Raw genomic sequence first — 25,070 nt, 5'->3', positions numbered from 1 at the left:
GGGCCCGGGGCGCTGCCCCGACGGTAGAGGGGCACGACCTGCGCCGCATAGGCCTCTACCGACGGGTAGATGAACAAACCTCAGGAACGAGCCGTCAATTCTGGTCCTGCCCCTGATCCGCCCGGCAGCCGGTGCCGGGAGCGACCCGCTCCAGCTTCACCAGGTAGGCGTCGACCTTCGCGGTGACGCAGGCGTCGCCCCGGCCGTACGCGGTGTGGCCCAGCCCCTCGTACGTCAGCAGCATCCCGGCCGGGAACTGCTTCGCCAGGCTCACCGCCTCCGCGTACGGCGTGGACGGGTCGCCTGTCGTCCCCACGACCAGGACCGGCGGCACACCCTTGGCCGCCACCTCGTGGGGCCGCCGCTCGCCGGACGGCCAGTCGCGGCAGGTGAGTTCGGCGGTCACCCCGGCGGTGCCGTACACCCCGGCGGCTTTGTCGGCGGGGGCGAGGGCGTCCCAGTAGGGGCGGACCGAGCGGGGGTGGGGGACGTCCAGGCAGTTGATGGCGGTGAGGGCGGCGTCGCTGTTGTCGGCGGGGACTTCGGGGGTCCCGTCCTCCTCCGACGCCTCGGCAGTGGGGTCGGTGCCCTCGGACCCGGTCTCGGGCTCCTCCTCGTCGCCCAGCGCGCCCAGCTTCGTCGCGTCGCCCCGGTCCGCCTCCCGCAGCGCCTCCGACAGCGGCTCCCACTGGTCCTCCGGCGTGTACATCGCCATCGAGACCGCGTCCAGTACGGCGGTCGCGTCCATGCCCCCGTACTCCGCGTACGAACTGTCCTCTGCGACCGGCAGCGGCTCGCGCTCCGCCCGCTGGTAGAGGCGCTCGATCAGCGCCCGTATCTCCCCGGGGGTCCGGCCGGGACAGCGGTCACCGGCGATCTCCGCACACCGCTCGGCGTAGTCGTCCACGCTCCGGCGGAACCCGGCCGACTGGCTGATCACCCGCTGCCGCCAGTCCAGCGACGGATCGATCGCACCGTCCAGGACCATCGCGCGGACCCGGCGCGGGAACTGCTCCGCATACGAGGTGCCCAGGCTCGTCCCGTACGACCAGCCCAGATAGGTGAGCTTCCGCTCTCCCAGAGCCGCACGCAGGATGTCCAGGTCACGGGCGGAGTCGTCGGTGCCGACGTGACGGAGGATGGGGCCGCTGTGCTTCGCGCAGCCCTCGGCCGCCGTCCGGGCGCCCGCGGCGGCGGCCGAGCGGTCGGCCTCCGTACGGGGGTAGAGGGGAGCAGCGCCGCCGGGGGATTCTTCCGCCGCTTCCTCCCCGGTGCTCTCCTCCTCCGTCTCCTCCTCCGTCTTCTCCTCCGCCGGTTCGCAGGTGAGGGCCGGCACGCTGCCCCCGACGCCGCGCGGGTCGAAGCCGACGATGTCGAAGCGGGCCCGCACCGCCGGGCCGAACGACTCGTCCATCCCCTCCTCCAGGGCCCCGGCCCCGGCCGCACCGGGCCCGCCCGGGTTGAAGACGAGCGAGCCGATGCGCTGTCCCGGTCCCTTCGCGGCGGCGCGCGCCACCGGGAGCACGAACGTCCGGCCGTTCCCCGGCCGCGCGTAGTCCAGGGGGACCGTGAGCCGCGCGCACTCGTACCCGTCCGTCGCGCAGTCGGTCCACGCCAGCCGCTGGCCGTAGAACGGCTTGAGGTCGGCCCGGGAGACCGGGTCGGCGGTGCCCGGGGTCTTCGCCGCGCCCTGGTCCGGGAGGGCGCCGCCCGTACAGGCGGTGAGGGAGAGGGCGCCGAGGAGGGCCAGGGCGGTGGTGGTGGCACGGGTGGTGCGGTTCAACGGAGTGCTCCCTGAAGGGCGTCGGACGGGTCCGGCCCGAAGCATCCCTGAACGATGCTGAGGATTTGATGAGGCGCCGTACGGTCAGCCGCCGGAGGGCGGGCCCCCGGCGGGCAGCCGCAGCACGAACCGGGCCCCGCCGCGCCGTCCCGGCTCCGCCGTGAGGCCGCCGCCGTGGGCGTGGGCGACCCAGGAGGCGATCGACAGGCCCAGCCCCGTCGAGCCCGAGCCGCTGTGGAACCGGTCGAAGAGCGCGCCCGCCACCTCGGGCGGGAGCCCCGGGCCCGCGTCCTCCACCGTGACGGTCGCGGTGGTCCCCTCGCCGTCGACCGCGACCTCCACCTCGGCCGGCTCCCCGGGCAGGTGTCCGTGGACGAGCGCGTTGCCGACGAGATTGGCCACGGCACGGCGTACGAGGTCGGGGTCGGCGGCCACGACCACGGCCCCCGGAGCCCGTACCGCCACCCGCTGCCCCCCGGCGGCCGCCTCTTCCACGACGGCGTCCTCCACCACCGCCTCCACCAACTGGTCCAGCCGCAGCGGCTCCACCGCGAGCGGGGCCGTCTGGGACATCAGCCGGGCCCGGGTGAGCAACCCGTCGACCAGCGTGCCCATGGTCTCCGCCAGCCGGAGCGTGCGCCGGTGCACATCGGTGCTGTCCGTCTCACCGCGCAGCGCGGTCTCCGCGAGCGTCCGCAGCGAGGCCGCCGGGGTGCGCAGATCGTGCGCGGCGTCCGTGAGGAACGCCTCCTGCCGGTCCAGGACCTCCAGCGCCGGCCGGACCGCCCGCCCGGAGAGCAGATGCCCGACCCCGGCCGACAGCAGCACCAGCAGGGCGCAGCCCCCGGTCACCACCCAGGTCAGCCGCCGGTGGTCGGCCCGCTGGGCCGAGGCGTCCGCCACGGTGACCAGGGCCCCCTGCGGCAGCGCGTCCTCCTCCGCGTCCGGCGGATAGAAGGGCAGCGCGAACATCCGCACCGGCTCCCCGTCCACCGTCCGCCCGTCCCGGGACCGGGGCTCGTCGGCCCGTACGGCGGTCACGGCGGCCTGCCGGACAAGGGCGGTGGAGACGGTCAGACACGGCCGGCTCGGGGCGTGTTCGACGACCAGACCGCCGGGAGCGCCCGGCGCGGCGGACGCGGACGGCACGGTGAGCACGAAGAGCGGCGGGCACGCGGTCCCGGCGTTGTCGAGCAGCACCTCGGTGTCCAGCCGGCCGTCCCCGTCGGTCTCCAGCAGACCCAGCGCCCAGTTGGTGTCGGCGCTCATGCCCTGGTCCAGCTGTTCGCGCCAGCGGACACCGTCGCTGCGCACCGCCAGCACGGCCATCGCGACCAGCCCCGCCGCGCTGGTGAGCGCGAACAGCACGGTGATGCGCCGACGCAACCGCCGTACCCGCGCGGTCGGCGTCAGCGCCCGGCGCGCACGGAACGGATTCCGCACGCCCCGCGACGCACCGCCCCCGGACACACGGCCCCCCGTCCCACGCCCCCTCATCGGGTCGGCTCGTCGGCCAGGCGGTAGCCCACACCGCGCACGGTGTGCAGAACCGGCGGTCCGCCCAGCTTCCGCCGCAGCTGCGAGACCAGCACCTCCAGCACGTTGGACTGCGGCTCCGCCATCTCGTCCCAGCAGCTCTCGATCAGCTCGGCCCGCCCCACCGCCTGATCGGCGCGGGTGGCCAGCACCTCCAGGACCGCGAACTCCCGCCGCGTGAGGGTCAGCAGGACACCCGCCCGGCGCACCTGGCGCCGGGCGGTGTCGACCTCCACGTCCCCCACCCGCAGCACCGGCGGGGCGACTGCCGGGGCACGGCGGCACAGGCTGCGCACCCGGGCTACCAGCTCCGGCACGGCGAACGGCTTGACCAGATAGTCGTCACCGCCCCGGGCGAACCCCTCCACCCGGTCGGCCACGGTGTCCCGGGCGGTGAGGAACAGCACCGGAACGGCCCGCCCGGTCCGCCGCAGCTCCTCGACATAGGCGGCGGCATCCCCGGAAGGCAGCATCCGGTCGAAGACCACGCAGTCGTACCCGGTGACGAACAGGGCCTCGTCGGCCTGCGGCAGATCGACGGCCTCGTCGACCGCCAGACCGGCCGCCCGCAGCGCGGCGGCCACCCCGAACCGGAGGTCCGCGTCGTCCTCCACCAGCAGCACTCTCACGGCGCCACCCTAGATGACCTGCCGCGGACCGGCGTTCAGGGGCCGAGGTCCCCGCCCGGCGCCCTCGCCTCGGGAAGGAACAGCACCGAGTTGATGTACCGGGTCCGCCGTGGCACCAACGTCCGGCGCAGCAGCCCCTGGTGGACCAGGTGCTCCGTCCGCGCCTGGTGGGCGGGCAGGTCGAAGCCGGTCAGCGGGGTCCAGCGGCGGCCCGCCAGGACCCACCCCGCGTACCCGTGGCCGGTGAGCAGGTCGACCGCCGGGCCGATCGGGCCGAGCCGGCTCTCCAACTCGACCAGCAGCGCCGGGCGGTCCCGCCGCAGCAGCTCCGCCGCACCCCGCAGCGCGGCCACCTCCGCGCCGTCGACGTCCATCTTCACGAAGCCGACCCCCTCCAGGCCGAGGCTGTCGATCGTGAGGGACTCCACCTCGACGCTGTGCGCGTGGATGTCCCGGCGCTTCAGCGAGGAGATCCCCCGGTCGCCCTCGTCCCCCTCCGGGAGCCAGAGCCGGACCCGGTCGCCCGCCCGGTCCGTCGCCGCCCCCTGCACCACCCGGGCGTTGGGCGGCAGCGTGCGGCGCAGCCGGTCGGCCAGGTGCGGCACGGGTTCGACGGTGACGACCTCCGTGCAGCGCCGGGCGAGCCGGTGCGACCAGGGCCCGTACCAGCCGCCGACGTCCACGGCGGTGGAGCCGGGCGGGCAGAAGTCGGCCAGCCGGCGCAGCTCCGGTTCCCAGCGCGGGTAGAGGGCGACGGCGGCCCGGGCGACCAGGCCGGTCGGCAGCCGGGAGGCCACCGCCGCCGCGAACGTGGTCACGTGGCCGGGGCCTTCCGGCGTGCCAGGTACCTCTCGTGCTCGTCGGTGTCGACCTTCTGGCCCGAGGAGGGCAGCAGCTGGGGTATGCCCTCCAGGATGGGGTAGCTCAGGCGCAGACGGGGGTTGTAGAGCGCCTCCTCATCGGTGAGCAGGGTCAGCGGTCCCTTGTCGAGCGGGCAGGCCAGGATCGCGAGCAGCGGGTCGTCGGGGTTCATCGGGTCTCCCTCGGGGACGGGGGCGGACGGAGCACAGCGGTCGTACGGAGTACGGGGGTCGGGGGCGGGATCACGACGGTGCCGCCGCCGGAGGCGGGTTGTGGCGGGTCGTGGCGGGGCATGGCCAGCAGGACGGTCAGGGCGAGCAGCGTGCCGACCACCCGCAGGGCCAGCAGTAACGGATCGTCGGGGAGGGACTCGCCGAAGGCGAGCGTCCCGGCGACCGCGGTGAACAGACAGGTCACCGTGGTGCAGACGGGCACGAGGAGGGAGGCCCGGCAGCGCTGCAGGGCCGTCTGGGACATGACGAGACCGGCCACGGCGGTGAAGAGCAGCAGATACGGGTAGGGCGAGCCGAACAGCGAACGGGCCGCCTCCCCGAGGTCGGTGGTGGTCAGCCGGCTGGAGGTGCCCTTGACCGCCAGCGAGCTGACGCCGTACAGCAGTCCGACCGCCACCCCGTAACCGACGCCGCTGGTCGGCACCCGGTGGCGGTTGTTCGCCCGGCTCTCCACCCGCACGTAGAGCCAGACGCCCGCCGCCAGCGCCGGGACGCAGACCAGGAGCACCAGCATCCAGGGGGCACCGCTGCCCACCGCGTCCTCGCCCTCGCGTACCGAGGCGACGACCATGAGCAGCGCCACCAGCACCCCGCCCAGGGCGTACCGTTCGCGCCCGGTCGACTCCTCGCCCAGGACGGCCGAGGAGAGCAGGAGCAGCAGCACCAGGCCGGAGACGAAGATGCCCTGCGCCGCCGCGATCGGCAGCGCCCGGTAGACCACCAGCTGGGCCGCGAAACCGGCCGCGAGCGCCAGTGCGCCCACGATCCACAGCGGGCTGGTGAGCAGCACGAGGATGACGCGCAGCGGCCGGCCCGCGGAGAGCGCGGGCAGCTTGCCGAGCGCCCGCTTCTCCACCACGAACCCCACGCTGTACAGCAGGTTGGCCACGAGCGCGGCCCCCACACCCCACCACATCGCGCTATCGCCGCCGAGCGTGGGCCAGCAGGATGGACGCCGCTCCGGGCAACGCGCACGCCGCCCGGTCCACCAGCCGCAGCGGGCGCGGCACCCCGTGGAAGGGAGCGCCGGTGATCTTCACGTCCTCGAAGCCGGAGGAGGTGAGGAACGAGCGGAGCGCACGGGCGGTGTAGAGCCGCAGATGGCCCACCACCTCCGAGCCGGGGCGTCCGTGGATCCCGCGCAGGCTCACCTCGGAGAAGACCGGCTGCACCCCGGCCAGCAGCAGCGCCCGGTTGTACCAGGCGGCCAGGTTCGGGGTGGACAGCATCAGATGGCCGCCCGGCTTCAGGATCCGGCGCAGCTCGTCCAGAGCCTGGTCCGGGTCGACCAGGTGCTCCAGGATCTCGCTGAACAGCACCGCGTCCGCACATCCGTCGGCCAGGGGGAGCCCTCCGTGCTCCAGCTCGCCGCGGACCACCGAGCCCATCCGGGGGCGGGCCCGGCGCAGGGCGTCCTGCGACCAGTCGATGCCGATCAGCCGGTGTCCGGCCAGCAGCGGCGCGGCGGTGGCGGCGGCCGTTCCGTCGCCGCAGCCGACGTCCACCACGGTCCGGCCCTGCCGTCCGGCGAGTGCGGCGGCCAGCAGCCGGGCCTGGCGCAGGCTGCGCCCGTCGCCGGAGGCCACGGGGACGGCCGGGTTCTCGTAGAAGTCCCGCAGGCCGGGCGGAGGGGCGGCCGGGGTGCCTCTCCCCTGCGGGGCGGCGGCGGGCCCGGCGGCCGCCTGCGGGAGCGGTGCGGTGTCGGTCATACGGTCTCCGGGGAAGTCGCCGCCAGATGGCGGGTGAACAGGCCGAGCAGCTCCCGGCCGTCCTCGTCACCCAGCAGGGTCCGCGACCAGCGCAGGGCCAGATGGAGCCGACCGCCGGTGGACGCGGTGGTGAACGTGAGCCCTCGCGGGAGCCGGGCCGGAGCGGAGATCCACAGGGCGGTGGACCTCCCCGCGTCGCCGAAGTCCAGCGGGTACGGGATCCGCCCGACGTTGCTGAGCAGCGTCGTCGAGGTCCACGGCCCCGCCATCACCCGCAGCCCCCGGGTGTACGCCGCACGGGCGGCGACCGGGAGCAGTGGGGTGGTCAACAACGACACCGACCGGCCCAGTTGCGGACCGGGCAGCGCCTTCAGGGCCCGAGTGCGCTCGGCGGTCAGCCGCAGCAGTACGGGGATGTCCGCGCCGGGCGCCACCTCGGCCGGGTCGAAGCCGACCTCGACCAGCCGGGTGCCGTTGCCGATGGGCATCCCGGGCCCCCGGTCGCGGCCGTCGACCGGCATGGTGATGCGCAGCGGGCGCTCGGCCGCCCCCTGCCGCCGGTTCCAGTCGGCCACCGTCAGCGCGGTGGCCACCATGAGCTGGTCGTTCACCGTGTACGAGGCGCCCGACTCCCGCCGGGGCACCGGCAGTTCGACCAGGAGCTGGGAGTTGCCCGGGACCTTCCCCGGGGTGCCCGCCGCCACTCGGGCGGGCCGGGCGAGGGCCTGGGCCCGGGACCGCGGGGGCACCGGGGCGGTGGCCGGGCGGTCCGGGGCGGTCGGCACCGGAGCCGGTCGCCCGCTGTAGATCTCGGCGGCGGTGGCCGCCAGCCGCAGGCAGGCGGGCCCGTCCAGGGCGGTGTGGTGCACGGTGAACACCAGCACGCACCCCTCCCTCCCCGGCTCCTCGACCACGGTGACCCGCAGCGGAGGCGAGAGGGTGAGCGGCGGTGCGGCGGCGAGCGAGTCCGCCCGCGCCCTCTCCAGCGCACCGGGCGCGGCGGGCGGGAAGCCGACCGGGTCCCGGTCCGGGCCGTCGGTCAGCTCCCACTCGTACCGCCGGGCGAGCGGGCCGCGCGGCCGCTCCCGCATCAGCGCCCGCGGATGGCGGGCCAGCGAAGCGGCGAACGCGGCCCGCAGCCGGTCCTCCTCCAGCCGCCCGGGCAGATGGACCTCGATGTGGATCGTGCTCGGCTCGGCGTCCTGCGCGCAGTGCCGGTCCACCTCGTCCACGACGGGGAACGGAACCCGGGGCAGCCGCCCGGCCGCGAGCGGCCGGGCGGGATGCGTGGCGGTCATCCGTTGGTTCCTCCGCCGTCGGACGGGGAGGCAGGGGAGCCCGGGCCGGGGGTGGGCGGGTTTGTGGGCTCCTTCCCGAGGTGCGGCTTCCCGGTACCTGAGCCGGCGCCGGTGCCTGTGCCGTCCGGCTTACGGGCGTCGGCGGAGAGGGTCCGGCCGGACGGCGGCACCGCCTGCTGCGGGATCGTCGCCTCGGTGCCCCCACCGTCGGAGGCCACCGCCGAGGGCGCCGGTGAGCGGCCCGCCGCGCGTCGGCCCCGGACCGGTGCGGACACCGTGACCAGTGCGGCGAACAGGGCGATCAGCGCCAGGAGTTGGGCGGTGGCCCCGAAGGCTCCCTCACCCCTGGCCGGGTACTCCCCGGTGCCGATGGCGACGACCACCCCGGCCGCCGCCATGGAGGCGAAGGCGACGGGTGCCAGCCACGACGGTCGAACGTGGGCGAGCACCGCGAGGACGGGCACCACCAGGGCGACCGGACCCGCGATCACGATGCCCACCAGGGTCAGCGCCACCGTGCCCAGGACCAGCCCGGGACCCGGCGGAACAGGCTGATCCGCGTCAGCACCCTCGTACGCGCCCTCGGCACCACCGGAGTCCCGGCGGCGGCCGAACGCGAGCCCGGCCAGCACGAGGAACAGCACCGCGGCACCGATCAGCCCCGCCTGGTAGATCCGCGCGGGCCCGTACTCCAGGGTGACCGTGCCGCCCTCGCCCTCGGGAACCAGCCAGGCCTGCTGCCAGCCGTCGATGCGCAGCGGCGTCAGCTCCTTGCCGTCGAGCGTGGCCTTCCAGCCCCTGTTGTGGTTCTCGTGGAGCTGGAGGTACGAGGCCTCGCCCGCGCCGATGGTCAGCGTGCGGCGGTCGCCCTCGCCCTCCTTGACGTCGACCGTCCGGGCCGTGGCCGCGGGAGCCTTCGTCTCGCCCGCGGAGAGGGTGACATCGGTGATCGCGAGCGGACCGGCGTCACCGGCCTCCACCGTGTGGGTCGAGGCGCCCAGCTCCACCTTGCTCTGCTCGGAGCAGAGCGAGATCGCGATGGGGCGGCGCTGGGTCAGATCCCCGATCCGGCCCTCCGCCCTGGTCTCCATCAGCGTGCCGCCGATGGCGAGGACCGGGCCCTTGCCGCAGGGCAGGCTGAACTCCTTCTCCGGGTCCGGCTGCGGCGAGCGGAACGTGTCCAGCGCGGGGATGTAGACCTCGCTCAGCCCGACCGGCAGCTGCAACTTGTCGCCGGCGAACGGGTTGTGGACGGTGAGCGGTGCCGTGCGCGAGATGGTGATGTCCATCGTGTCGGTGGTGATGGGGGAGAAGCGGGCCATGCCGTTCTCGTCCACCGCCGCCACCGCCGTGCCGTCCGGCGAGCTGATCTGCACCTGCTCGGGCCGGGCGGAGATCCCGCCGGCCGCCGCGAACACGATCTCCCCGATCTGGGTCTTCTCCGGCCACGACAGGCGCAGTACGGGGCGGTCGCCCGCGATCCACGCCGTGGTGAGGTCGCCGTCGGTGAGGTTGCGCGCGGTGATGTTGGTGCCGAGCCGGGCCGTGGAGTCGGCCCTCACCAGGATCTGGTCGCGCTTGCCCGTCAGTTCGAACAGCAGCTCGTCCAGGGCGTCGCCCGGCACGGGCACCGCGCTCGCGGCGACCGTGTACTCCCCGGCCCGACCCGTGGTGAACTGCCGGTGCAGTCCGGTCTCCGCGGCCACGGCGGAGAGCCCGCCCGGGTCGCTGCCGCGCTTCAGCGCGTAGACCGTCGCGTCGGCACCCTCCCGCGGGGCGTCGGAGGGCAGCTCCAGCATCCGGGTCACCTGCACCCCGGGGACGGCGATGTCGCTGAACCCGGCACCGGTCAGACCCGGGCGCCCCTGCTGGGACTTGAGGATCGTCACCTTCAGCCACTGGGCCGGACCCTCGGGTGCGGCCACCTGCTGGAGGGAGCCGTCGGGGCGGAGCGGGCTGTCCTTGTGGCCCCGGTCCGTCTCGACGCGCACCTCGGTCGCCGCCGCCCGCACGCCGTTGCCGGGCAGGGGAGTGAGCTGGAGCGAGGCCGGGATCTCCTGCGTACCGGAGAAGTCGATCCGCACCCACTCGCCCCTGGGAGAGGCCGCGGAGCCCTCCGCCCACGCCGTGTCCGGGTTGCCGTCGAAGGCGTTGACCGGGTCGTACTGCGGCAGATGGAACAGCCAGTTGCCGATCGACGACGCGGTCACCGACTTCGCGCCCCGCAGCACCGCCGTGGTCTGGTGCTCCTTCCCCTCGGTCGGCAGGATCTGACGCGGCTGTGCCCCCGGGTCCTGCTCGGCCTCCGGCGCGTTGCGCTCGTTCGCCGTATAGGTGTGGGACGTATTGGTGTTGACCAGGCCGAAGCGGGTGTCGGCGCGGCGCAGTCCGTCGCCCGCCGCGTAGAGCGACGGCTTCCCCACGCCCGGGTGGGCGTCACCGGCCAGCACGGTGGGCCGGCCCTCCAGGACCCCGCTCGCCGCGAGCGGCAGCAAGGACTCCGGGCCGCCGCTGACGACGGCGGTCGAGGAGACGGGGACGGCCCTCGCCCGGCCGGGACGCTCGGTGCCGGTGGGCGGCTCGTAGATCTCCACCGCCTGCTGGCGCGGGTAGAGCCCCTCGATCTGCACCGGGGTGCCGGCCGCGATCCGGCCGCCGGTCATCACCGGGCCCTCGCTCATGACCCGCCGGTAGCCGGAGGCCTCCAGGGTGCGCTTGACCGTGGTGGTGGGGACGTACCCCAGCTGGTCCGGGTCCAGGTCGTTGCGGACCACGACGTAGTGGAGCCCCGCCCGGTTCAGGAACTCGCTCAGGCCGGGCACCTGCCCGCCGGAGGTGAGCGCCTGCTCGACCGCGTCCATCGCCCGCCGGTTGCCCGGCGTGCCGAAGGGGACGTAGTCGCGCTGTGCGTACGGCGTGTCGGCCAGCACGTCCAGCGGCTGGTCGATGGTGGAGCCCCAGGCGTAGATGCCGTGCGCGGTGGCCGGGACCACCAGGGCCCGGTCGTTCGGGGAGTTCTCCTTGAGCCAGTCCGCGGCCTTCGCCCAGTGGTCGGGGATCTCCTTGAACGAACCCGGCTGCAGGATCGATCCGTTGACGTACGGCCAGGCGAGTCCCGGCAGCACGAGCACGGCGGCGACCACGGGGGCCAGCCGGCGCGCCCGCACCGGCACCCGCCCGTCCTGCCCGCTCCGCCCGAGCCGCAGCGCGACCACGGCGGTGATGTGGGCCAGGCCGAGCGCCAGGGCCAGGGCCAGCCCCGTCTGGAACTTGTAGATGTTGCGGAACGGCACCAGCCAGGTGTCCAGCCACTCCTGCACGGTCCCGTGGAAGAGACCGCCCAGCGCACCGCCGTACCCGGCGAGCGTGACCAGCGCGACCGAGAGCACGGTCAGCACCAGCCAGCGGCGCTCGGGCAGATCGCGCCGGGCCAGACCGGCCAGACCCAGCGCGGCGGCCAGCGCCGAGCCCAGGATCGTGACGGTCGCGGTGACGACGGTCCACCCGGCGGGCAGCCACGCCTCGCCGAAGTTCAGATAGCCGACCCAGTTGCCCGCACCGCGCAGCGCCTCGGCAGCCGACATGGTCGTCGTCGTGGTGAACGACGACTCCACGTACGGCATGAAGTTCTCACCGTAGACGCCCAGCAGCAGCAGCGGAACGATCCACCACGCGGTCGCGAGGATCACGCCCGGTATCCACCACAGCAGCAGCGCCCGCTTGCGCGGACCCCCCGGCCGGGAGAGCAGATAGAGCCCCACCGGCAGCAGCGAGGCCAGCGTGGAGGCCGCGTTCACCCCGCCCATCAGCGGGATCAGCAGCGCGGAGCGGGCGGCGGCGATCCGCGGCGCGAGCCGCGCGTCCGTCAGCGGCAGCAGCACCCAGGGCAGCATCGCGCCCGGCAGGGCGGCGGCCGAGGTCGAGCCGATCACGATCGTGTACGTCGGCCAGAGCGCGTACACGAGGGCGCCGAGCAGCCGGGTGGCCGAGGAGCCCACCCGCAGCCGCTCCGCCAGCCGCAGCGCACCCCAGAAGGCGGTCGCCACGATCAGCGAGAGCCAGAACCGCTCCGCGAGCCAGGTCGGCACCTTCGCCAGCTCGGCCAGCCCGTAGTACGGCAGCATCGGCACGAGATAGCCGATGTACTGGTCGGCGATCCCGCCGAACCCGTTCCGGCTGTGCCACAGCTCGCCCAGGTCACCGAGGAACCGCCCGGGATCCACGACGACCCCGAGCTTGGTGTCGAACGTCATACGTCCCGGCGACACCGCCAGGAACGCCGCGAACACCGCGGCCCAGACCCCCAGCAGCCAGCGCCGCGAACGCGGCGCCGTACCGTCGGCCGGTGATCTGCCGGAGGGCGGCGGATCGCCGTCCTCCGGGGCCTGGTGGGACGGGAGGTGGACTGCGCTGGTCATGAACACCGCCGGAGAATGAGAAGGAGGTTCCAGGTGGCGAATTCCCGCACCCCGGGCACCCGGGTGACAAGTTCGGGCAGGACCGGCCAGTACCGCGACCGCGCGGACACGATGTCCACGTCGGTGCGGCCCCGCACATGCCGCAGCGTCGGGCCGACGCCGATCCTGAAGAGGTTCTCGCCGAGGCGGTGCTTGGCCGGCCGGCCGGTGCGCCGCTCGTAGCGGGCGCGGGCGCGCTCGGCGCCCACGTAGTGCCAGGGCGCCCACTCGTGGCCGCCCCACGGCGAGTACCAGTTGGTGAACGAGACGTAGATCAGCCCGCCGGGACGGGTGATCCGCGCCATCTCGCTGAGGAAGGTGTGCGGGTCCTCGACGTGCTCCAGCACATTGGAGGAGAACGTGACATCGGCCGCCCCGTCCGCGAGGGGCAGCAGATAGCCGTCCGCGACGACCGCGCTCCGCGGCCCCCGCGCCGACCGGTCACCCAGCACCCCGGGGTCCGGCTCGAAGAGATAGCTCTGCGCGCCGCGCCGCCGGAACTCCCGGGTGAAGTAGCCGGGGCCGCCGCCGACGTCGACGACGACCTTCCCCTCCAGGGGGACGTGCCGCTCGACCTGGTCCGCCGCGTCCCTGGCCAGCAGGGTGTAGACGGTCTCCGGGTCCTCGGGCTCGCGCAGGAAGGCGCGGAACAGCGCCAGGGACCGGCGGAAGGACGGGTCTTTCACGGGCGGGCACCCGTCGACAGGGACCGCGCACCGCTGATCGCCTCGGCGGCCACGGCCTCCAGCTGGGTCACGCTGCTGCTCCACCGGTAGGCGGCGGCCCGCTCGCGAGCGGCCTTGCCCATCGCCTCGCGGCGCTCCTCGTCCAGCGCCAGCGCGCACCAGGCCGCGGCGAAGGACGACTCGCCCCGGGCGAGGATGCCCGTGACCCCGTCCTCGACGGAGTCGCGCAGCCCGGGGACGTCGAAGCCGAGGGTCGGCGTCGACCGGGTACCGGCCTCCGTGACCACCAGCCCCCACCCCTCGACGGCCGCCGGGTGCAGCAGCATCCAGGAGGCGCAGAGCAGCCGGTGCTTCTCCTCCTCGGAGACGTGCCCGGCGAACTCCACGTCCGGACCGGCCATCCGCTCCAGCCGCTCGCGCTCGGGACCGTCACCGACGATCACGAGCCGGCCGCCGGTCACGGGCCGGACCCGCTCCCAGAGCTGGAGCAGCAGGTCGATGCGCTTGTAGTCGACCAGTCGGCCGAGCGCCAGGAAGAGCGGGGTCGCGGAGCGTTCGCTCTGCGGCAGCGGCTCCTGGACGCCGTTGTTCACCAGCCGTATCCGCTCGTCCGGAACCCCCAGCTCCCGCAGGGCGGTCGCGGTGGAGGGGGAGACGGCGATCATCAGGTGGTCCCGGTAGGCCCGGGAGAGCGCCCAGTGTTCGAGCTGGCGCCCGGCGCGGGCCACCGGCGCCGGGAAACGCATCTCCCACAGGTCGGTGTGGACATGGTTGACCAGGCACACCGTCGGACCCCGGTGCCACAGGGGCGCCAGGTACGGCATGCCGTTGCAGACCTCCACCAGCAGGTCGCAGCTGCCGACCTGCCGGGTGAACGCGGAGCGGGCGCCGAGGTAGTGCCCCAGCCGGGAGCCCGCGGAGACGACCCGGTAGGGCCGCCGCGCGGCCTGCCCGCCGCAGAGGAGGGTGACGTCGTGGCCTCGTTCGGTGAGGCCGAGGGCGAGCTGGTCGATGAGCAGCTCGGAGCCGCCCGCGGCCGGGTTGCCCAGGTCGCGGTGGGCGAGGAAGACGATGCGTCTCGGGGAGGCGGGAATCCTGGGGGAGACCGGGCCCTGACCCTGTGGCGCGGCTGCGTGGAGCAGCGGGGGAGGTACGTGCTGGGGCATGGGTGCTCCAACTCGGCTCGGGGAGCGGGGGACTCGGTGGGGCGGGGACGGGGTGGAGCGGGGACGAGCGGTGAGGGTTCCGGCGCCGGAGGGGCGGGGCGTACGGAAACGGGTTCGGGAACGGAAAGGGGAACGGGTGGAAACAGCGGTGCGGTGGGGCGCGGGATCAAGGTGTGACGAGACCGGGGGCCGTGCTTTGGTGGGGATAGACAGTTTTCGTCACGGGTAGGCGCCCGGCTACTCACCGATGCGACAACTTGCCGGTAACTCAGGTGGGCGAGTTCGTCATCATGTGAGTATTCGGGGCCTCCGGCTCGCCGCGGCGCCCCCGGACGACGAGCACGGTGCCCACCACGGCGAGCACCAGGCCGAGCGCGACCGCCCCGGCCGGCAGGGTCCCGCCGAGCAGCGCCAGCCGCCTGCTGTTCGCCGATGCCAGCTCGACCTGCCTCTTCTGGGTTTCCTCGGTGAACTCCACCCGCCTGCTCTCCAGCAGCGTGACGGCGTCCTTCGAGGAGCCCGGCGCCCGCAGCGTCTTCTTCGGGCCGATCGCCGCGTTGATGATCTGCCCGGTGCGACGGTCCACCACCAGCTCGATACCGCTGTTGGCGTACCACTCCTCGGCCAGGACCTGCGGTGTCTCCGGCTTGCCCACGAGGACCCCGGGCACCTGGCGCACCCCGGTCCTGGTCGGCTCGACCGTGCCCTTGAACAGGTACCCCTCGTACCCCTGGACCTTCCGCTCGCCCGCGTACTCCAGGCGCACGACGCCGCCGAGGGTGCCGTCCCACCAGCGGTAGGCACGCCTTTCGACATCGAAGGGGAACTTCAGATACGCCTCGCCGTCGAAGGTCGGGGACTCCTCGCAGCAGTGGACCGGCTCATTGGTGTACCGGTCGGTGACCCAGCGCTCCATGGTCCACTGCAGGGCGTCCCGCGGATCGGAGGCGGGCAGAGTGCCGGCGTGGTCCACCGACGTGGACACGTCCCACACGGCGTTGCCGCTCTTGAGGCTGTCGGCCACGTCCCCGCGCACCTGGCGGGTGATCGTGATCTCCTTGCCCGTGAGTGTCTTCACCTCGCCGGTGTCGAAGTAGCTGCCGGTCCCGGTGAAGACCGTGGTCGTGTCGATGTCGATCGGGGTGCGCTTGGCCTGCGGCTGGACGTACCAGACGAGCAGGGGCGCGAGGACGAGCAGGAAGACCCCTGCACCCAGTAGGAAAAGTGACAGAGGTGAAGCAGTGCGGCGCATCCGGGCACTCCTGGGTCGAATCTCTTCGCGGGAGGTGCACGGGCCCCGGGCCGGTCAGCCCTTGATTGGCGTGAACAGTAGGCAAGCCCTTGACGCCGTGTCAATGGACTGCCGACACTGTGTGCCAGCCGGAGGGGCCCGGCCGTACGGAGTGGGGATCGACTCCCAGCAAGGAGCTGACCCGACCATGCGCAGACTCATCACCGCCGCCGCCACCGCTCTGGTGGGCGCGGCGCTCGCCGTCGGCGCCGCCATGGGCATCGTGGCACTGCTCGACGCCGCGCCCGAGCAGCCGAACACCCCCCTGGTCAGCTACGAGACCGCGTCGGCGGGCTCGTGAGGTCTCACGCCTGGCAGGAGGTGCCCCGGTCGAAGGTGGAGCGGTTCGCCTCCATCGCCCTGGCCGAGGCGCCGGAGATGGCCCAGACGATCCTCACCGAGATCCGGCAGGACTACCCCTACCTCCAGCTCGTCGAGGACGAGTCCGGCGAGCCCATGGCGCTCGTCGGCATCCGCCGGGCCATCGAGGGCTTCGTACGCCACCTGGCCTCCGGCGCCGTCGACCCCCGGGTGCCCCCGGAGGTCTTCCAGGAGTTCGGCCGTGGCGAGGGGCTGCACGGCCGCAGCCTGGACTCCCTCCAGGCCGTCTACCGGCTCGGCGTCCGGCTCACCTGGCGCAGGTTCGCCGAGATCGGCCAGCAGGTCGACATCGCCGCCCCCGCCATGTACGAGCTGGCCGAATCGGGCTTCGAGTATCTGGACGGCCTCGTGGAACAGTCGGTCCTGGGCTACGCCGAGGCGGCGGCCCGCCGCGCCAGCGAGCGGCTGCGCCTCCAGCGCCAGCTGATCGACCTGCTCCTGGTGGAGCCCCGCGGCGACTCGGCCCGTACGCTCGCCGAGCGGGCGGCCCGCGTCGGCTGGGAGCTGCCGGAGACCATCGCGGTGGGCGTCCTGATGCGCCCCGCCCGGGAGGCAGTGGCGCCCGCGGTGGGGCAGGGGATCCTGCTGGAGATGGAGAGCGAGCAGCCCCGCGTCGTCATCCCCGACCCGGAGACGGCAGGCCGGGCGGAGACCCTGCGCCGGGCCACCGCCGGCTGGTCCGGCGCGATCGGCCCCTCGGTCCCGCTGGCCGCCGCCGCCACCTCGCTGCGCTGGGCGGAGACCGCCGTCCAGCTGATCAAGAAGAACCTGCTGCCCCAGGGCGAGGTGCTGCACTGCACCGAGCGCACCGAGGAGCTGGTCCTCCTGCCCTCCCGGGAGCTGATCGACGCCGCCGGCCGCCGCTGCCTCGCCCCGCTGGACGGCCTCGGCCCGACCGCCGCACGGCGGCTGGCCGAGACCCTCCTCGCCTGGATCGAGACGCCCGGCGGTGCCCCCGAGGTGGCCCAGCGGCTCGGCATCCACCCGCAGACGGCCCGCTACCGGCTCCGCCAGATCCGCGAGCTGTGGGGCGACGCTGTCGACGATCCCGACCAGCGCTTCGAGATGCTGCTGGTGCTCCGCTCGCAGCGGCTGAGGGGAGCACCGGCGCAAGGGGGCGAGTGAGCGGGCCCGCAGGCGTACGGGATCAGACCGGGGTGACGTACGCCCCGGCGATTCCGCCGTCCACCAGGAAGTCCGTCGCGTTGACGAACGACGAGTCGTCGCTCGCCAGGAACGCGACGGCGGCGGCGATCTCCGTCGGCTCGGCGAACCGGCCGACCGGGATGTGCACCAGCCGCCGCGCGGCCCGCTCCGGGTCCTTCGCGAACAGCTCCTGGAGCAGCGGGGTGTTCACCGGCCCCGGGCAGAGCGCGTTGACACGGATGCCGTCGCGGGCGAACTGCACCCCCAGCTCACGCGACATCGCCAGCACCCCGCCCTTGGACGCGGTGTACGAGATCTGCGAGGTCGCCGCCCCCATCCGGGCCACGAACGAGGCCGTGTTGATGATCGAGCCCCGGCCCTGCGCGCGCATGTAGGGGATGGCCGCCTTGCAGCAGAGGTAGACGGAGGTCAGGTTGACCTCCTGCACCCGCCGCCAGGCCTCCAGGCCGGTCTCCAGGATCGAGTCGTCGTCGGGCGGCGAGATCCCCGCGTTGTTGAACGCGATGTCCACCGAACCGTAGGTGTCGAACGCCGTCTTGAAGAGCGCCTCGACCTGCTCGGCGTCGGTGACGTCGGTACGGACGAAGAGCCCGCCCGCCTCCTCGGCGGCGGCCTTGCCGCTCACCTCGTCCACATCGGCGCAGACCACATGGGCGCCCTCGGCGGCCAGCCGCCGTACGGTGGCCAGGCCGATGCCGCTGCCGGCTCCGGTGACGACGGCGGTGCGGCCGACCAGGCGGCGGCAGACGGGGGAAGTGTCGGTCATGGTGCTCAGGCCTCCGTGCTGATGAAGACGTTCTTGGTTTCGGTGAAGGCGGCCAGGGCGTCGGGACCGAGCTCACGGCCCAGACCCGACTGCTTGAAACCGCCGAAGGGGGTCGAATAGCGCACACTGGAGTGCGAGTTGACGGAGAGGTTCCCGGCCCGCAAGCCCTGGCCGACACGGAGCGCCCGCCCGATGTCCCGGGACCAGATGGACCCGGCGAGCCCGTAGTCGGTGGCGTTCGCCAGGCGCAGGGCCTCCTCCTCGCCGTCGAACGGCAGGACCACGGCGACCGGCCCGAAGACCTCCTCCACGGCCACCGGAGCATCGGCCGCCACTCCGGTCAGCACGGTCGGCGGATACCAGAACCCGGGCCCCTCGGGGGCCTTGCCGAGGAGTGTCTGTACGGTGTCGGCGCCCCGGGCCCCGTCGACGAAGCCGCGCACCCGCTCCAGCTGGAGGGCCGAGATCAGCGGACCCATCTGCGTCCTCCCGTCGGCCGGATCGCCCACCACCACGGCCGCCAGCGCCGGGGCGAACCGCTCCAGGAACCGGTCGTACACCGGCCGTTCGACCAGGATCCGGGTCCGGGCACAGCAGTCCTGGCCCGCGTTGTCCAGGAAGGACATCGGGGCAGCCGCCGCGGCCGCCTCCACATCGGCGTCCGCGAACACGATGTTCGGGCTCTTGCCGCCGAGTTCGAGGGTCAGCCGCTTCACCCGCTCGGCGCACCGGGTCATGATGTGCTTGCCGGTCCGGGTGGAACCGGTGAACACGATCTTCGCGACTCCCGGGTGGTCGACCAGGGCGCTCCCGGCCACCGGCCCCTCACCGGGCAGCACCTGGAACAACCCCTCGGGAAGCCCTGCCTCCAGCGCGAGTTCGGCCAGCCGCAGCGCGGTCAGCGGGGTGGTCTCGGCGGGCTTGAGGAGGACGGCGTTGCCTGCCGCGAGCGCGGGGGCGAGCCCCCAGGCGGCGATGGGCATCGGGAAGTTCCAGGGGGCGATGACCCCGATGACGCCCAGCGGCTCCAGGACCGTGAAGTCGATGCCGCCCGCCACCGGGATCTGCCGGCCGAGCAGCCGCTCGGCGCCGCCCGCGCTGTAGTCGAGGAGGTCGCGGACGTTGCCCGCCTCCCAGCGGGCGTTGCCGATGGTGTGACCGGCCTCCCGGACCTCCAACCGGGCCAGTTCCTCGATGTGTTCGTCGACGGTGGCGGCGAAGCGACGCAGCAGCCGGGCCCGGTCGGCGGGCGCGGCGGCTGCCCAGGGGCGCTGGGCGGCGGTGGCGCGGGCGACGGCCGCGTCCACATCGGCCGGGGAGGCGGCGGGGACGGTGGCGATGACCTCGGCGGTCGCCGGGTTCAGGACGTCCAGGGTGGACGCCGCGGAGTGCTGTGACACGTACGGACCTCGATCAGGAAGAGGGGGCGGTCAGAGGCGTTCGAAGGAGCGGCGCAGCTCCCAGTCGGTCACCGCCGAGTCGTAGGCGGCGAGTTCGACCTTCGCCATGTTCAGGTAGTGCGCGACGACCTCCTCGCCGAACGCCTCCTTGGCGATGGGGCTGGCCTCCCACAGCTCGGCCGCCTCCCGCAGGGTCGTCGGCACCTGGTCGTAGGCGGAGGTGTAGGCGTTGCCCGTACACGCCTTTGGCAGCGGCAGCCGCTGCTCGACCCCGTGCAGCCCTGCGGCGACCAGCCCGGCCACGGCCAGATAGGGGTTGACGTCACCGCCCGGCAGCCGGTTCTCGAAGCGCATCGATCGGCCGTGGCCGACGACCCGCAGGGCGCAGGTGCGGTTGTCCACGCCCCAGGCGACGGCGGTGGGGGCGAAGGAGCCGGGCTGGAAGCGCTTGTAGGAGTTGATGTTGGGCGCGTAGAGGAGGGAGAAGTCGCGCAGGGCGGCGAGCTGTCCGGCCAGGAAGTGGCGCATCAGCTCGGACATGCCGTCCGGTCCGTCGCCCGCCATCACGTTCTCACCGTTCTCGTCGGTGAGGGAGAGATGGATGTGGCACGAGTTGCCCTCGCGCTCGTCGTACTTGGCCATGAAGGTCAGCGAGACACCTTCCTGGGCCGCGATCTCCTTGGCGCCGGTCTTGTAGACGGCGTGCTGGTCGCAGGTGGTCAGCGCCTCGTCGTAACGGAAGACGATCTCGTGCTGGCCGGGATTGCACTCGCCCTTGGCCGACTCGACGGTCAGCCCCGCCTGCTGCATCTCGTTGCGGATGCGCCGCAGCAGCGGCTCGACACGGCCGGTGCCGAGGATGGAGTAGTCGACGTTGTACTGGTTGGCCGGGGTCAGCCCGCGGTAGTCGCGGTCCCAGGCCTCCTCGTAACTGTCCCGGAAGACGATGAACTCCAGCTCCGTGCCGACCTGCGCGGTGCATCCGAGCGCGGAGAGCCGGTCGAGCTGGCGGCGCAGGATCTGGCGCGGCGCGGCCACGACCGGGCCGCCGTCGTGCCAGGCGAGATCCGCGATCACCAGGGCGGTGCCCTCGTGCCAGGGCACCGGGCGGAGCGTGGCGGCATCGGGAACCATGCCGAAGTCGCCGTAGCCGTTCTCCCACGAGGACATCGCATAGCCGTCGACCGTACGCATCTCGGTGTCCACGGCCAGCAGATAGTTGCAGCCCTCGGTACCGTGCTCCAGCACCTCGTCCAGGAAGAACCCGGCGGCGAACCGCTTCCCCTGGAGCCTGCCCTGCATATCGGGGAAGGCCAGCACCACCGTGTCTATCGAGCCCTCCGCGGCCCGTGAACGGAGTTCGTCGACGGTGAGCGGGGATGTGCGGTCTGCCACGGGATTCCTCCTTGGGTGAACCGGGAGGCTTAAGGTATGACAGGAAACCATTGCTTGGGAAGGGGATGCGCGGATGGTCACCAGGAGGAGAGGCGACGACACCCGTCCGGCGGCAGCGGAAGGCGCCCCGCAGGCGGTCGAGGGGGCGGGTGCGGAGGCGGCCGACGCCGGGCCGCTCGCCTCCGTCCTGCGGCCCGTCCGCGCGGGCAACGGCTTCGAGGAGACCCTGGAACAGGTCCTGCAGCTGCTCCGCCTCGGCCTCGTCCCGCCCGGTGGCCGGCTCCCCGCCGAACGCGAACTCGCCCAGCACCTGGGCGTCAGCCGCGTCACCCTGCGCGAGGTGCTCAAGGTCCTCCAGGACCAGGGCATGGTGGAGAGCCGGCGCGGCCGGTACGGCGGAACGTTCGTCCTGCCCCGCGCCACCGCCCCCGACGACAGCGGCGAACTCCGCCGCCGGGTCGCGGCGCTCGACGTGGAGGACACCCTGCGCTTCCGCGAGGTGCTGGAGACCGGGGCCGCCGGGCTCTGCGCCGACGGGCTCGCGGCGGACGGCGCCGACCGGCTGCGCGCCGCGCTGGAGGCCACCCAGGGTGCCCGGCTGGAGGACTACCGCCGCCAGGACACCCTGCTCCACCTCACCCTCGCCGAACTCTCCGGTTCCCCCTCGCTCGCCGCCCGGTACGCCTCCGTGCGCGCCACCCTCAACGAACTCCTCGACTGCATCCCCCTGCTGGTCCGCAACCTGGAGCACTCCCAGCAGCAGCACGCGGCCGTCGTCGAGGCGGTGCTGGACCGGGACGCGGAGGCGGCGCGCGAGATGATGCGCGAACACTGCGCCGGTACGGCGGCCCTGCTGCGCGGCTTCCTCTCCTGAACGGTCCCCGCGCGATGGATCCGCAACCACTCTTCAACGCGCGCCCCTTGCCATCCGCGCCGACGTTCCACAAAGGTGTGCGGAGGAACCTTTGAGTGACGGAATTCCGTCGACGGAGCAGACACACGTCTGGAGCACTTCATGGCCCAGGGAACCGAGACATCCGCAGGACCGCCCGAATCCGCGAGCCCGGGAACGAACCACGCCCCCGGCGCGGCCGACGCCTCCGCCACCGCCGCGTACCTCGACCGCCGCACCCTGCGCCGGGGCAGCGCCGGCTGGCTGCTGCTCACCGGGCTCGGCGTCGCCTACGTCGTCTCCGGCGACTTCTCCGGCTGGAACATCGGCCTCTCCAAGGGCGGCTTCGGCGGGCTCGCCGTCGCCCTGCTCCTGATGGGCGCCATGTACGCCTGCCTCGTCTTCGCCCTGGCCGAACTCTCCGCCATCCTCCCCACGGCAGGCGGAGGATACGGCTTCGCCCGGCGCGCGCTCGGCACCTGGGGCGGCTTCCTCACCGGCACGGCCATCCTCATCGAGTACATCCTGGCCCCCGCCGCGATCTCCCTCTTCATCGGTGACTACGTCGAATCGCTCGGCCTCTTCGGGCTCACCTCCGGCTGGCCGGTCTATCTCGCCTGCTTCGCGATCTTCATCTCCATCCACCTCTGGGGTGTGGGCGAGGCGCTCCGCTTCAGCCTGGTCGTGACCGCCGTCGCGGTCGCCGCCCTGCTCGTCTTCGCCGTCGGCGCGTTCACCGAGTTCGACGCGGGCCGCCTCAACGACATCCCGGCCGACACCACCGCCTTCGGCTCCAACTCCTGGCTGCCGTACGGACTCCTCGGCATCTGGGCCGCGTTCCCCTTCGGCATGTGGTTCTTCCTCGGCGTGGAGGGCGTCCCGCTCGCCGCCGAGGAGGCCAAGGACCCGGTCCGCTCGATGCCCAAGGCCTTGGCCATCTCGCTCGCCGTCCTGGTCTTCCTCGCCCTCATCACCTTCGTCTCCGCCACCGGCGCCCGGGGTGCCGACGCCATCAAGGAGGCGGGCAACCCGCTCGTGGTCGCCCTCCAGGGCGGCGGCGAGCCGACCGCCCTGAGCCGTTTCGTCAACTACGCGGGCCTCGCCGGGCTGGTCGCCTCCTTCTTCTCCCTCGTCTTCGCCGGCTCCCGCCAGCTCTTCGCCCTCTCCCGGGCCGGCTATCTGCCCCGCTTCCTCTCCCTCACCAACCGCCGCAAGTCCCCCTACCTCGGTCTCCTCATCCCCGGTGCCATCGGCTTCACCCTGGCCGCCTGGAGCGGCGACGGCGGCCGGATGCTCAACGTCGCCGTCTTCGGGGCCACCATCAGCTACGCGCTCATGGCCCTCTCCCACATCGTGCTGCGCCGCCGCGAACCCGAGCTGCCCCGGCCCTACCGCACCCCCGGCGGCGCGGGCACCTCGTCCGTCGCCTTCGTCCTGGCATGCTCGGCGCTGGTGGCGACCTTCCTGGTGGACCGGGACGCGGCGTTCATCGCCCTCGGCGTGTACGCCGTGGCGCTCGCCTACTTCGCCTTCTACAGCCGCCACCGGCTGGTCGCGGGCGCCCCGGAGGAGGAGTTCGCCGCACTGGCGGCGGCGGAGACCGAACTCAGGCGCGGCTGACCGCCCGCGCCACCGATCCGTCAGCGAGACAACCGAAGGAGCCGTCCCATGTCCCGGCCCGTCATCGGCATCAGCACCTACCAGGACCCGGCCCGCTGGGGCGTCTGGGAGATGCCCGCGGTGCTCCTGCCCGCCGCCTACCCCCGCCTGGTCCGGGCGGCGGGCGGACTCGCGGTGCTCCTGCCGCCGGACGAGGCCGAGGACGCGGCCCGGGAGGCCGTCGCCGCCCTGGACGGGGTGGTGATCGCCGGGGGAGCGGATGTCGAACCCGTACGCTACGGAGCCGATCCCGACCCCCGTACGGGACCTCCGGCCCGGGAGCGAGACGCCTGGGAACTCGCCCTGATCCAGGCGGCGATCGACCAGGGCGTCCCGCTGCTGGGCATCTGCCGGGGCATGCAACTGCTGAACGTGGCCCTCGGCGGCACCCTGCACCAGCACCTGGACGGCCACACCGGAGGCCACGCCGTCTTCGGCGGCCACCCGGTGGACCCCGTCCCCGGCACGGCGTACGGGGCGGCCGTCCCCGAACAGACCACGGTCCCCGCCTACCACCACCAGGCCGTCGACCGCCTGGGCACCGGCCTGATCGCCTCGGCCCACGCCCCCGACGGCACGGTGGAGGCGCTGGAGCTCCCGGACCGCGAGAGCCTGGTGCTCGGGGTCCAGTGGCACCCGGAGATGGGCGAGGACCTCCGTGTCATGACCGCCCTGGTGGAGGCGGCCCGCCGACGCCGGGAACGTACGCCGGTGTAGACCCCGCGGGCCCGGTCCGGCACCGGGCCGGGTCGGCGCGGGCGTCTGCGCCCGTGCGCTTCTCGGGGCCGTACGGGCGCGTGGTGACCGGGTGTCAGGTGCCCGGCGACCCGGGGCCCGAGAAACCCGGCCCGGTGAAGTCGGGGCGGGTGTAGGCGGGGCGGGTGTGGGCGCCGGGCCCGGAGAAGTCCGGAGCGGTGAAGTCCGGAGCGGTGAAGTCCGGGCCCGTGAACGCGGGCCGGGCCGGGCGTGGACCGCCGCCGGGGACCTCGTCCGTACCGTCCGCCGCCTCGGCCAGCTCCTGGAGCAGGAAAGGCCGGATCGCCCTGTCCCGCAGGGCGATGCGCCAGGCGTCCCGGGCACGGTCCAGATCCGCGGGGCGGTCCTCGCCGGGCGGCGGGCCGGGGGCCGACTGCAGCGCGGCGGTGCGGTAGAGGGCGACCAGGCTGATCAGGGAGGTGGCCGCCGCGATGGCCAGGCTCACCCACCCGACCCGCACCAGGGTGTCGGCCAGGTCCGTCAGGCTGTCGGTCAGCCGGAGCCCGTACCCCAGCAGGAGGAACGTCGTCGCGGCGACGGCGGCGAGGATCGGCGTCAGCACCCCGAGGACCGCCAGCACCCCGGCGCCCGGCCGCTCCTGGGCCCCGGGGCCCGACAGGGAGGGGCGCCCGCCGTCCGGGACCCGGTCGTGGTGGGCGCGCCGCAGGGCCGCGTACGCCCGGTACTCGGCGGCGGCTGCCGGGGCGGTCCGCGCCGCCGCGGCCAGGGCCCGGGTGCGCAGCAGGGCGCTGCTCACGCCGGACCGCTCCAGCAGCCGACGGATCTCCGCCGAGGCGAGCACCTCGTCGAGCACATCCGCGTAGTCGGATCTGTCCTCGTCCCCGAGCCGGGAAGGCCTGCCCATACTCTCCCTCGATCGATGTGTGGCCGTGGGGGGGGGGGGGGGAGGGGGGGGAGCAACCAAGGCCGCGCTAGGTGTCCGAGGGGGTGGTGGGGGGGGGGGTGGGGGGGGGGGAGGGGGGTCCTGGCTATCCAGATCTTCAG

General features: G+C 73.7%; 21 protein-coding genes. 5 read left to right on the top strand and 16 right to left on the bottom strand.

The features are described 5' to 3' along the window. Window positions 1-94 precede the first annotated feature (94 nt). The 12 genes from AC0682_RS12575 to pgfA form a co-directional block, all read right to left on the bottom strand. Window positions 95-1,828 (bottom strand): alpha/beta hydrolase, encoded by a 1,734-nt coding sequence (locus tag AC0682_RS12575; protein WP_478532665.1) that lies wholly within the window; start codon window positions 1,826-1,828, stop codon window positions 95-97. Window positions 1,829-1,867: 39 nt separating this feature from the next. After that, complete coding sequence (locus tag AC0682_RS12570; RefSeq protein ID WP_478532663.1) at window positions 1,868-3,226, bottom strand: sensor histidine kinase; 1,359 nt, start codon at window positions 3,224-3,226, stop codon at window positions 1,868-1,870. Between the two features lie 50 nt (window positions 3,227-3,276). Next, window positions 3,277-3,942 carry a winged helix-turn-helix domain-containing protein gene (locus AC0682_RS12565; RefSeq protein ID WP_478532837.1) on the bottom strand — a complete coding sequence of 222 codons (666 nt, stop codon included), beginning with the start codon at window positions 3,940-3,942 and terminating at the stop codon, window positions 3,277-3,279. 41 nt (window positions 3,943-3,983) lie between these two features. Continuing rightward, the gene (locus AC0682_RS12560) at window positions 3,984-4,766 is read right to left on the bottom strand and encodes an FkbM family methyltransferase (RefSeq protein WP_478532662.1); all 783 of its coding nucleotides are present in this window, start codon (window positions 4,764-4,766) and stop codon (window positions 3,984-3,986) included. Continuing rightward, window positions 4,763-4,981: a Trm112 family protein gene (locus tag AC0682_RS12555; protein WP_478532661.1), complete on the bottom strand. Its 219-nt coding sequence runs from the start codon at window positions 4,979-4,981 to the stop codon at window positions 4,763-4,765. Before AC0682_RS12555 ends, AC0682_RS12560 begins: the two co-directional genes overlap by 4 nt. Then, the gene (locus tag AC0682_RS12550) at window positions 4,978-5,958 is read right to left on the bottom strand and encodes a hypothetical protein (RefSeq protein WP_478532660.1); all 981 of its coding nucleotides are present in this window, start codon (window positions 5,956-5,958) and stop codon (window positions 4,978-4,980) included. The genes AC0682_RS12555 and AC0682_RS12550 overlap by 4 nt, the downstream gene beginning before the upstream one ends. A 4-nt stretch (window positions 5,959-5,962) precedes the next feature. Beyond that, entirely contained in the window at window positions 5,963-6,751 is a 789-nt protein-coding gene (locus AC0682_RS12545) for a class I SAM-dependent methyltransferase (protein WP_478532659.1), read from the bottom strand. After that, window positions 6,748-8,049, bottom strand: coding sequence for a condensation protein (locus AC0682_RS12540; protein ID WP_478532658.1), 1,302 nt, complete (start codon window positions 8,047-8,049; stop codon window positions 6,748-6,750). Before AC0682_RS12540 ends, AC0682_RS12545 begins: the two co-directional genes overlap by 4 nt. After that, entirely contained in the window at window positions 8,046-12,467 is a 4,422-nt protein-coding gene (locus AC0682_RS12535) for an alpha-(1->3)-arabinofuranosyltransferase domain-containing protein (protein WP_478532656.1), read from the bottom strand. The genes AC0682_RS12540 and AC0682_RS12535 overlap by 4 nt, the downstream gene beginning before the upstream one ends. After that, window positions 12,464-13,192, bottom strand: a complete 729-nt coding sequence (locus tag AC0682_RS12530; protein WP_254813092.1) for a class I SAM-dependent methyltransferase — start codon at window positions 13,190-13,192, stop codon at window positions 12,464-12,466. The genes AC0682_RS12535 and AC0682_RS12530 overlap by 4 nt, the downstream gene beginning before the upstream one ends. Continuing rightward, window positions 13,189-14,358 (bottom strand): glycosyltransferase family 4 protein, encoded by a 1,170-nt coding sequence (locus tag AC0682_RS12525; RefSeq protein ID WP_254813093.1) that lies wholly within the window; start codon window positions 14,356-14,358, stop codon window positions 13,189-13,191. The genes AC0682_RS12530 and AC0682_RS12525 overlap by 4 nt, the downstream gene beginning before the upstream one ends. Before the next feature lie 268 nt (window positions 14,359-14,626). Continuing rightward, on the bottom strand, window positions 14,627-15,610 hold the full coding sequence (gene pgfA / locus AC0682_RS12520; RefSeq protein WP_254813094.1) for a cell envelope lipid trafficking protein PgfA: 984 nt from the start codon (window positions 15,608-15,610) through the stop codon (window positions 14,627-14,629). Between the two features lie 187 nt (window positions 15,611-15,797). Between pgfA and AC0682_RS12515 the strand changes: the two genes are divergently transcribed. After that, window positions 15,798-15,950: a hypothetical protein gene (locus tag AC0682_RS12515; RefSeq protein WP_254813095.1), complete on the top strand. Its 153-nt coding sequence runs from the start codon at window positions 15,798-15,800 to the stop codon at window positions 15,948-15,950. Beyond that, on the top strand, window positions 15,947-17,155 hold the full coding sequence (locus AC0682_RS12510) for a PucR-like N-terminal domain-containing protein (protein WP_478532654.1): 1,209 nt from the start codon (window positions 15,947-15,949) through the stop codon (window positions 17,153-17,155). Before AC0682_RS12515 ends, AC0682_RS12510 begins: the two co-directional genes overlap by 4 nt. Window positions 17,156-17,177: 22 nt before the next feature. Here the strand turns inward: AC0682_RS12510 and AC0682_RS12505 are convergent, their stop codons facing one another. The 3 genes from AC0682_RS12505 to AC0682_RS12495 are packed head-to-tail and all read right to left on the bottom strand — an operon-like array spanning window position 17,178 to window position 20,758. Then, a complete protein-coding gene (locus AC0682_RS12505) occupies window positions 17,178-17,963 on the bottom strand; it encodes a 3-oxoacyl-ACP reductase (RefSeq protein ID WP_478532653.1) in 786 nt (261 codons plus the stop codon). 5 nt (window positions 17,964-17,968) lie between these two features. Next, window positions 17,969-19,363: an aldehyde dehydrogenase family protein gene (locus tag AC0682_RS12500; RefSeq protein WP_478532652.1), complete on the bottom strand. Its 1,395-nt coding sequence runs from the start codon at window positions 19,361-19,363 to the stop codon at window positions 17,969-17,971. 30 nt (window positions 19,364-19,393) lie between these two features. Further along, a complete protein-coding gene (locus tag AC0682_RS12495; RefSeq protein ID WP_478532651.1) occupies window positions 19,394-20,758 on the bottom strand; it encodes a glutamine synthetase family protein in 1,365 nt (454 codons plus the stop codon). Between the two features lie 73 nt (window positions 20,759-20,831). Here AC0682_RS12495 and AC0682_RS12490 point away from each other — a divergent pair, with 73 nt between their 5' ends. From AC0682_RS12490 to AC0682_RS12480, 3 genes are all read left to right on the top strand, one after another. Continuing rightward, on the top strand, window positions 20,832-21,632 hold the full coding sequence (locus AC0682_RS12490; protein ID WP_478532650.1) for a FadR/GntR family transcriptional regulator: 801 nt from the start codon (window positions 20,832-20,834) through the stop codon (window positions 21,630-21,632). Between the two features lie 141 nt (window positions 21,633-21,773). Next, window positions 21,774-23,270: an ethanolamine permease gene (gene eat, locus AC0682_RS12485; protein ID WP_478532648.1), complete on the top strand. Its 1,497-nt coding sequence runs from the start codon at window positions 21,774-21,776 to the stop codon at window positions 23,268-23,270. A 48-nt stretch (window positions 23,271-23,318) separates the two neighbouring features. After that, window positions 23,319-24,026, top strand: a complete 708-nt coding sequence (locus AC0682_RS12480) for a gamma-glutamyl-gamma-aminobutyrate hydrolase family protein (RefSeq protein ID WP_478532647.1) — start codon at window positions 23,319-23,321, stop codon at window positions 24,024-24,026. A gap of 94 nt (window positions 24,027-24,120) precedes the next feature. Here AC0682_RS12480 and AC0682_RS12475 read toward each other — a convergent pair whose 3' ends face one another. Continuing rightward, complete coding sequence (locus AC0682_RS12475; RefSeq protein ID WP_478532646.1) at window positions 24,121-24,930, bottom strand: hypothetical protein; 810 nt, start codon at window positions 24,928-24,930, stop codon at window positions 24,121-24,123. Window positions 24,931-25,070: the final 140 nt, after the last annotated feature.

Source organism: Streptomyces sp. NPDC043746, from assembly GCF_056436485.1.
This window is presented reverse-complemented; position numbering and strand designations above follow the sequence as displayed.

What these genes read in the sequence shown, in the direction of transcription:
- AC0682_RS12555 (WP_478532661.1), bottom strand. Translation starts at nt 4,981, where the DNA reads ATGAACCCCGACGACCCGCTGCTCGCGATCCTGGCCTGCCCGCTCGAC.
- AC0682_RS12550 (WP_478532660.1), bottom strand. Translation starts at nt 5,958, where the DNA reads ATGTGGTGGGGTGTGGGGGCCGCGCTCGTGGCCAACCTGCTGTACAGC.
- AC0682_RS12505 (WP_478532653.1), bottom strand. Translation starts at nt 17,963, where the DNA reads ATGACCGACACTTCCCCCGTCTGCCGCCGCCTGGTCGGCCGCACCGCC.
- AC0682_RS12525 (WP_254813093.1), bottom strand. Translation starts at nt 14,358, where the DNA reads ATGCCCCAGCACGTACCTCCCCCGCTGCTCCACGCAGCCGCGCCACAG.
- AC0682_RS12540 (WP_478532658.1), bottom strand. Translation starts at nt 8,049, where the DNA reads ATGACCGCCACGCATCCCGCCCGGCCGCTCGCGGCCGGGCGGCTGCCC.
- eat (WP_478532648.1), top strand. Translation starts at nt 21,774, where the DNA reads ATGGCCCAGGGAACCGAGACATCCGCAGGACCGCCCGAATCCGCGAGC.
- AC0682_RS12535 (WP_478532656.1), bottom strand. Translation starts at nt 12,467, where the DNA reads ATGACCAGCGCAGTCCACCTCCCGTCCCACCAGGCCCCGGAGGACGGC.
- AC0682_RS12545 (WP_478532659.1), bottom strand. Translation starts at nt 6,751, where the DNA reads ATGACCGACACCGCACCGCTCCCGCAGGCGGCCGCCGGGCCCGCCGCC.
- AC0682_RS12515 (WP_254813095.1), top strand. Translation starts at nt 15,798, where the DNA reads ATGCGCAGACTCATCACCGCCGCCGCCACCGCTCTGGTGGGCGCGGCG.
- pgfA (WP_254813094.1), bottom strand. Translation starts at nt 15,610, where the DNA reads ATGCGCCGCACTGCTTCACCTCTGTCACTTTTCCTACTGGGTGCAGGG.
- AC0682_RS12490 (WP_478532650.1), top strand. Translation starts at nt 20,832, where the DNA reads ATGGTCACCAGGAGGAGAGGCGACGACACCCGTCCGGCGGCAGCGGAA.
- AC0682_RS12475 (WP_478532646.1), bottom strand. Translation starts at nt 24,930, where the DNA reads ATGGGCAGGCCTTCCCGGCTCGGGGACGAGGACAGATCCGACTACGCG.
- AC0682_RS12480 (WP_478532647.1), top strand. Translation starts at nt 23,319, where the DNA reads ATGTCCCGGCCCGTCATCGGCATCAGCACCTACCAGGACCCGGCCCGC.
- AC0682_RS12575 (WP_478532665.1), bottom strand. Translation starts at nt 1,828, where the DNA reads ATGCTTCGGGCCGGACCCGTCCGACGCCCTTCAGGGAGCACTCCGTTG.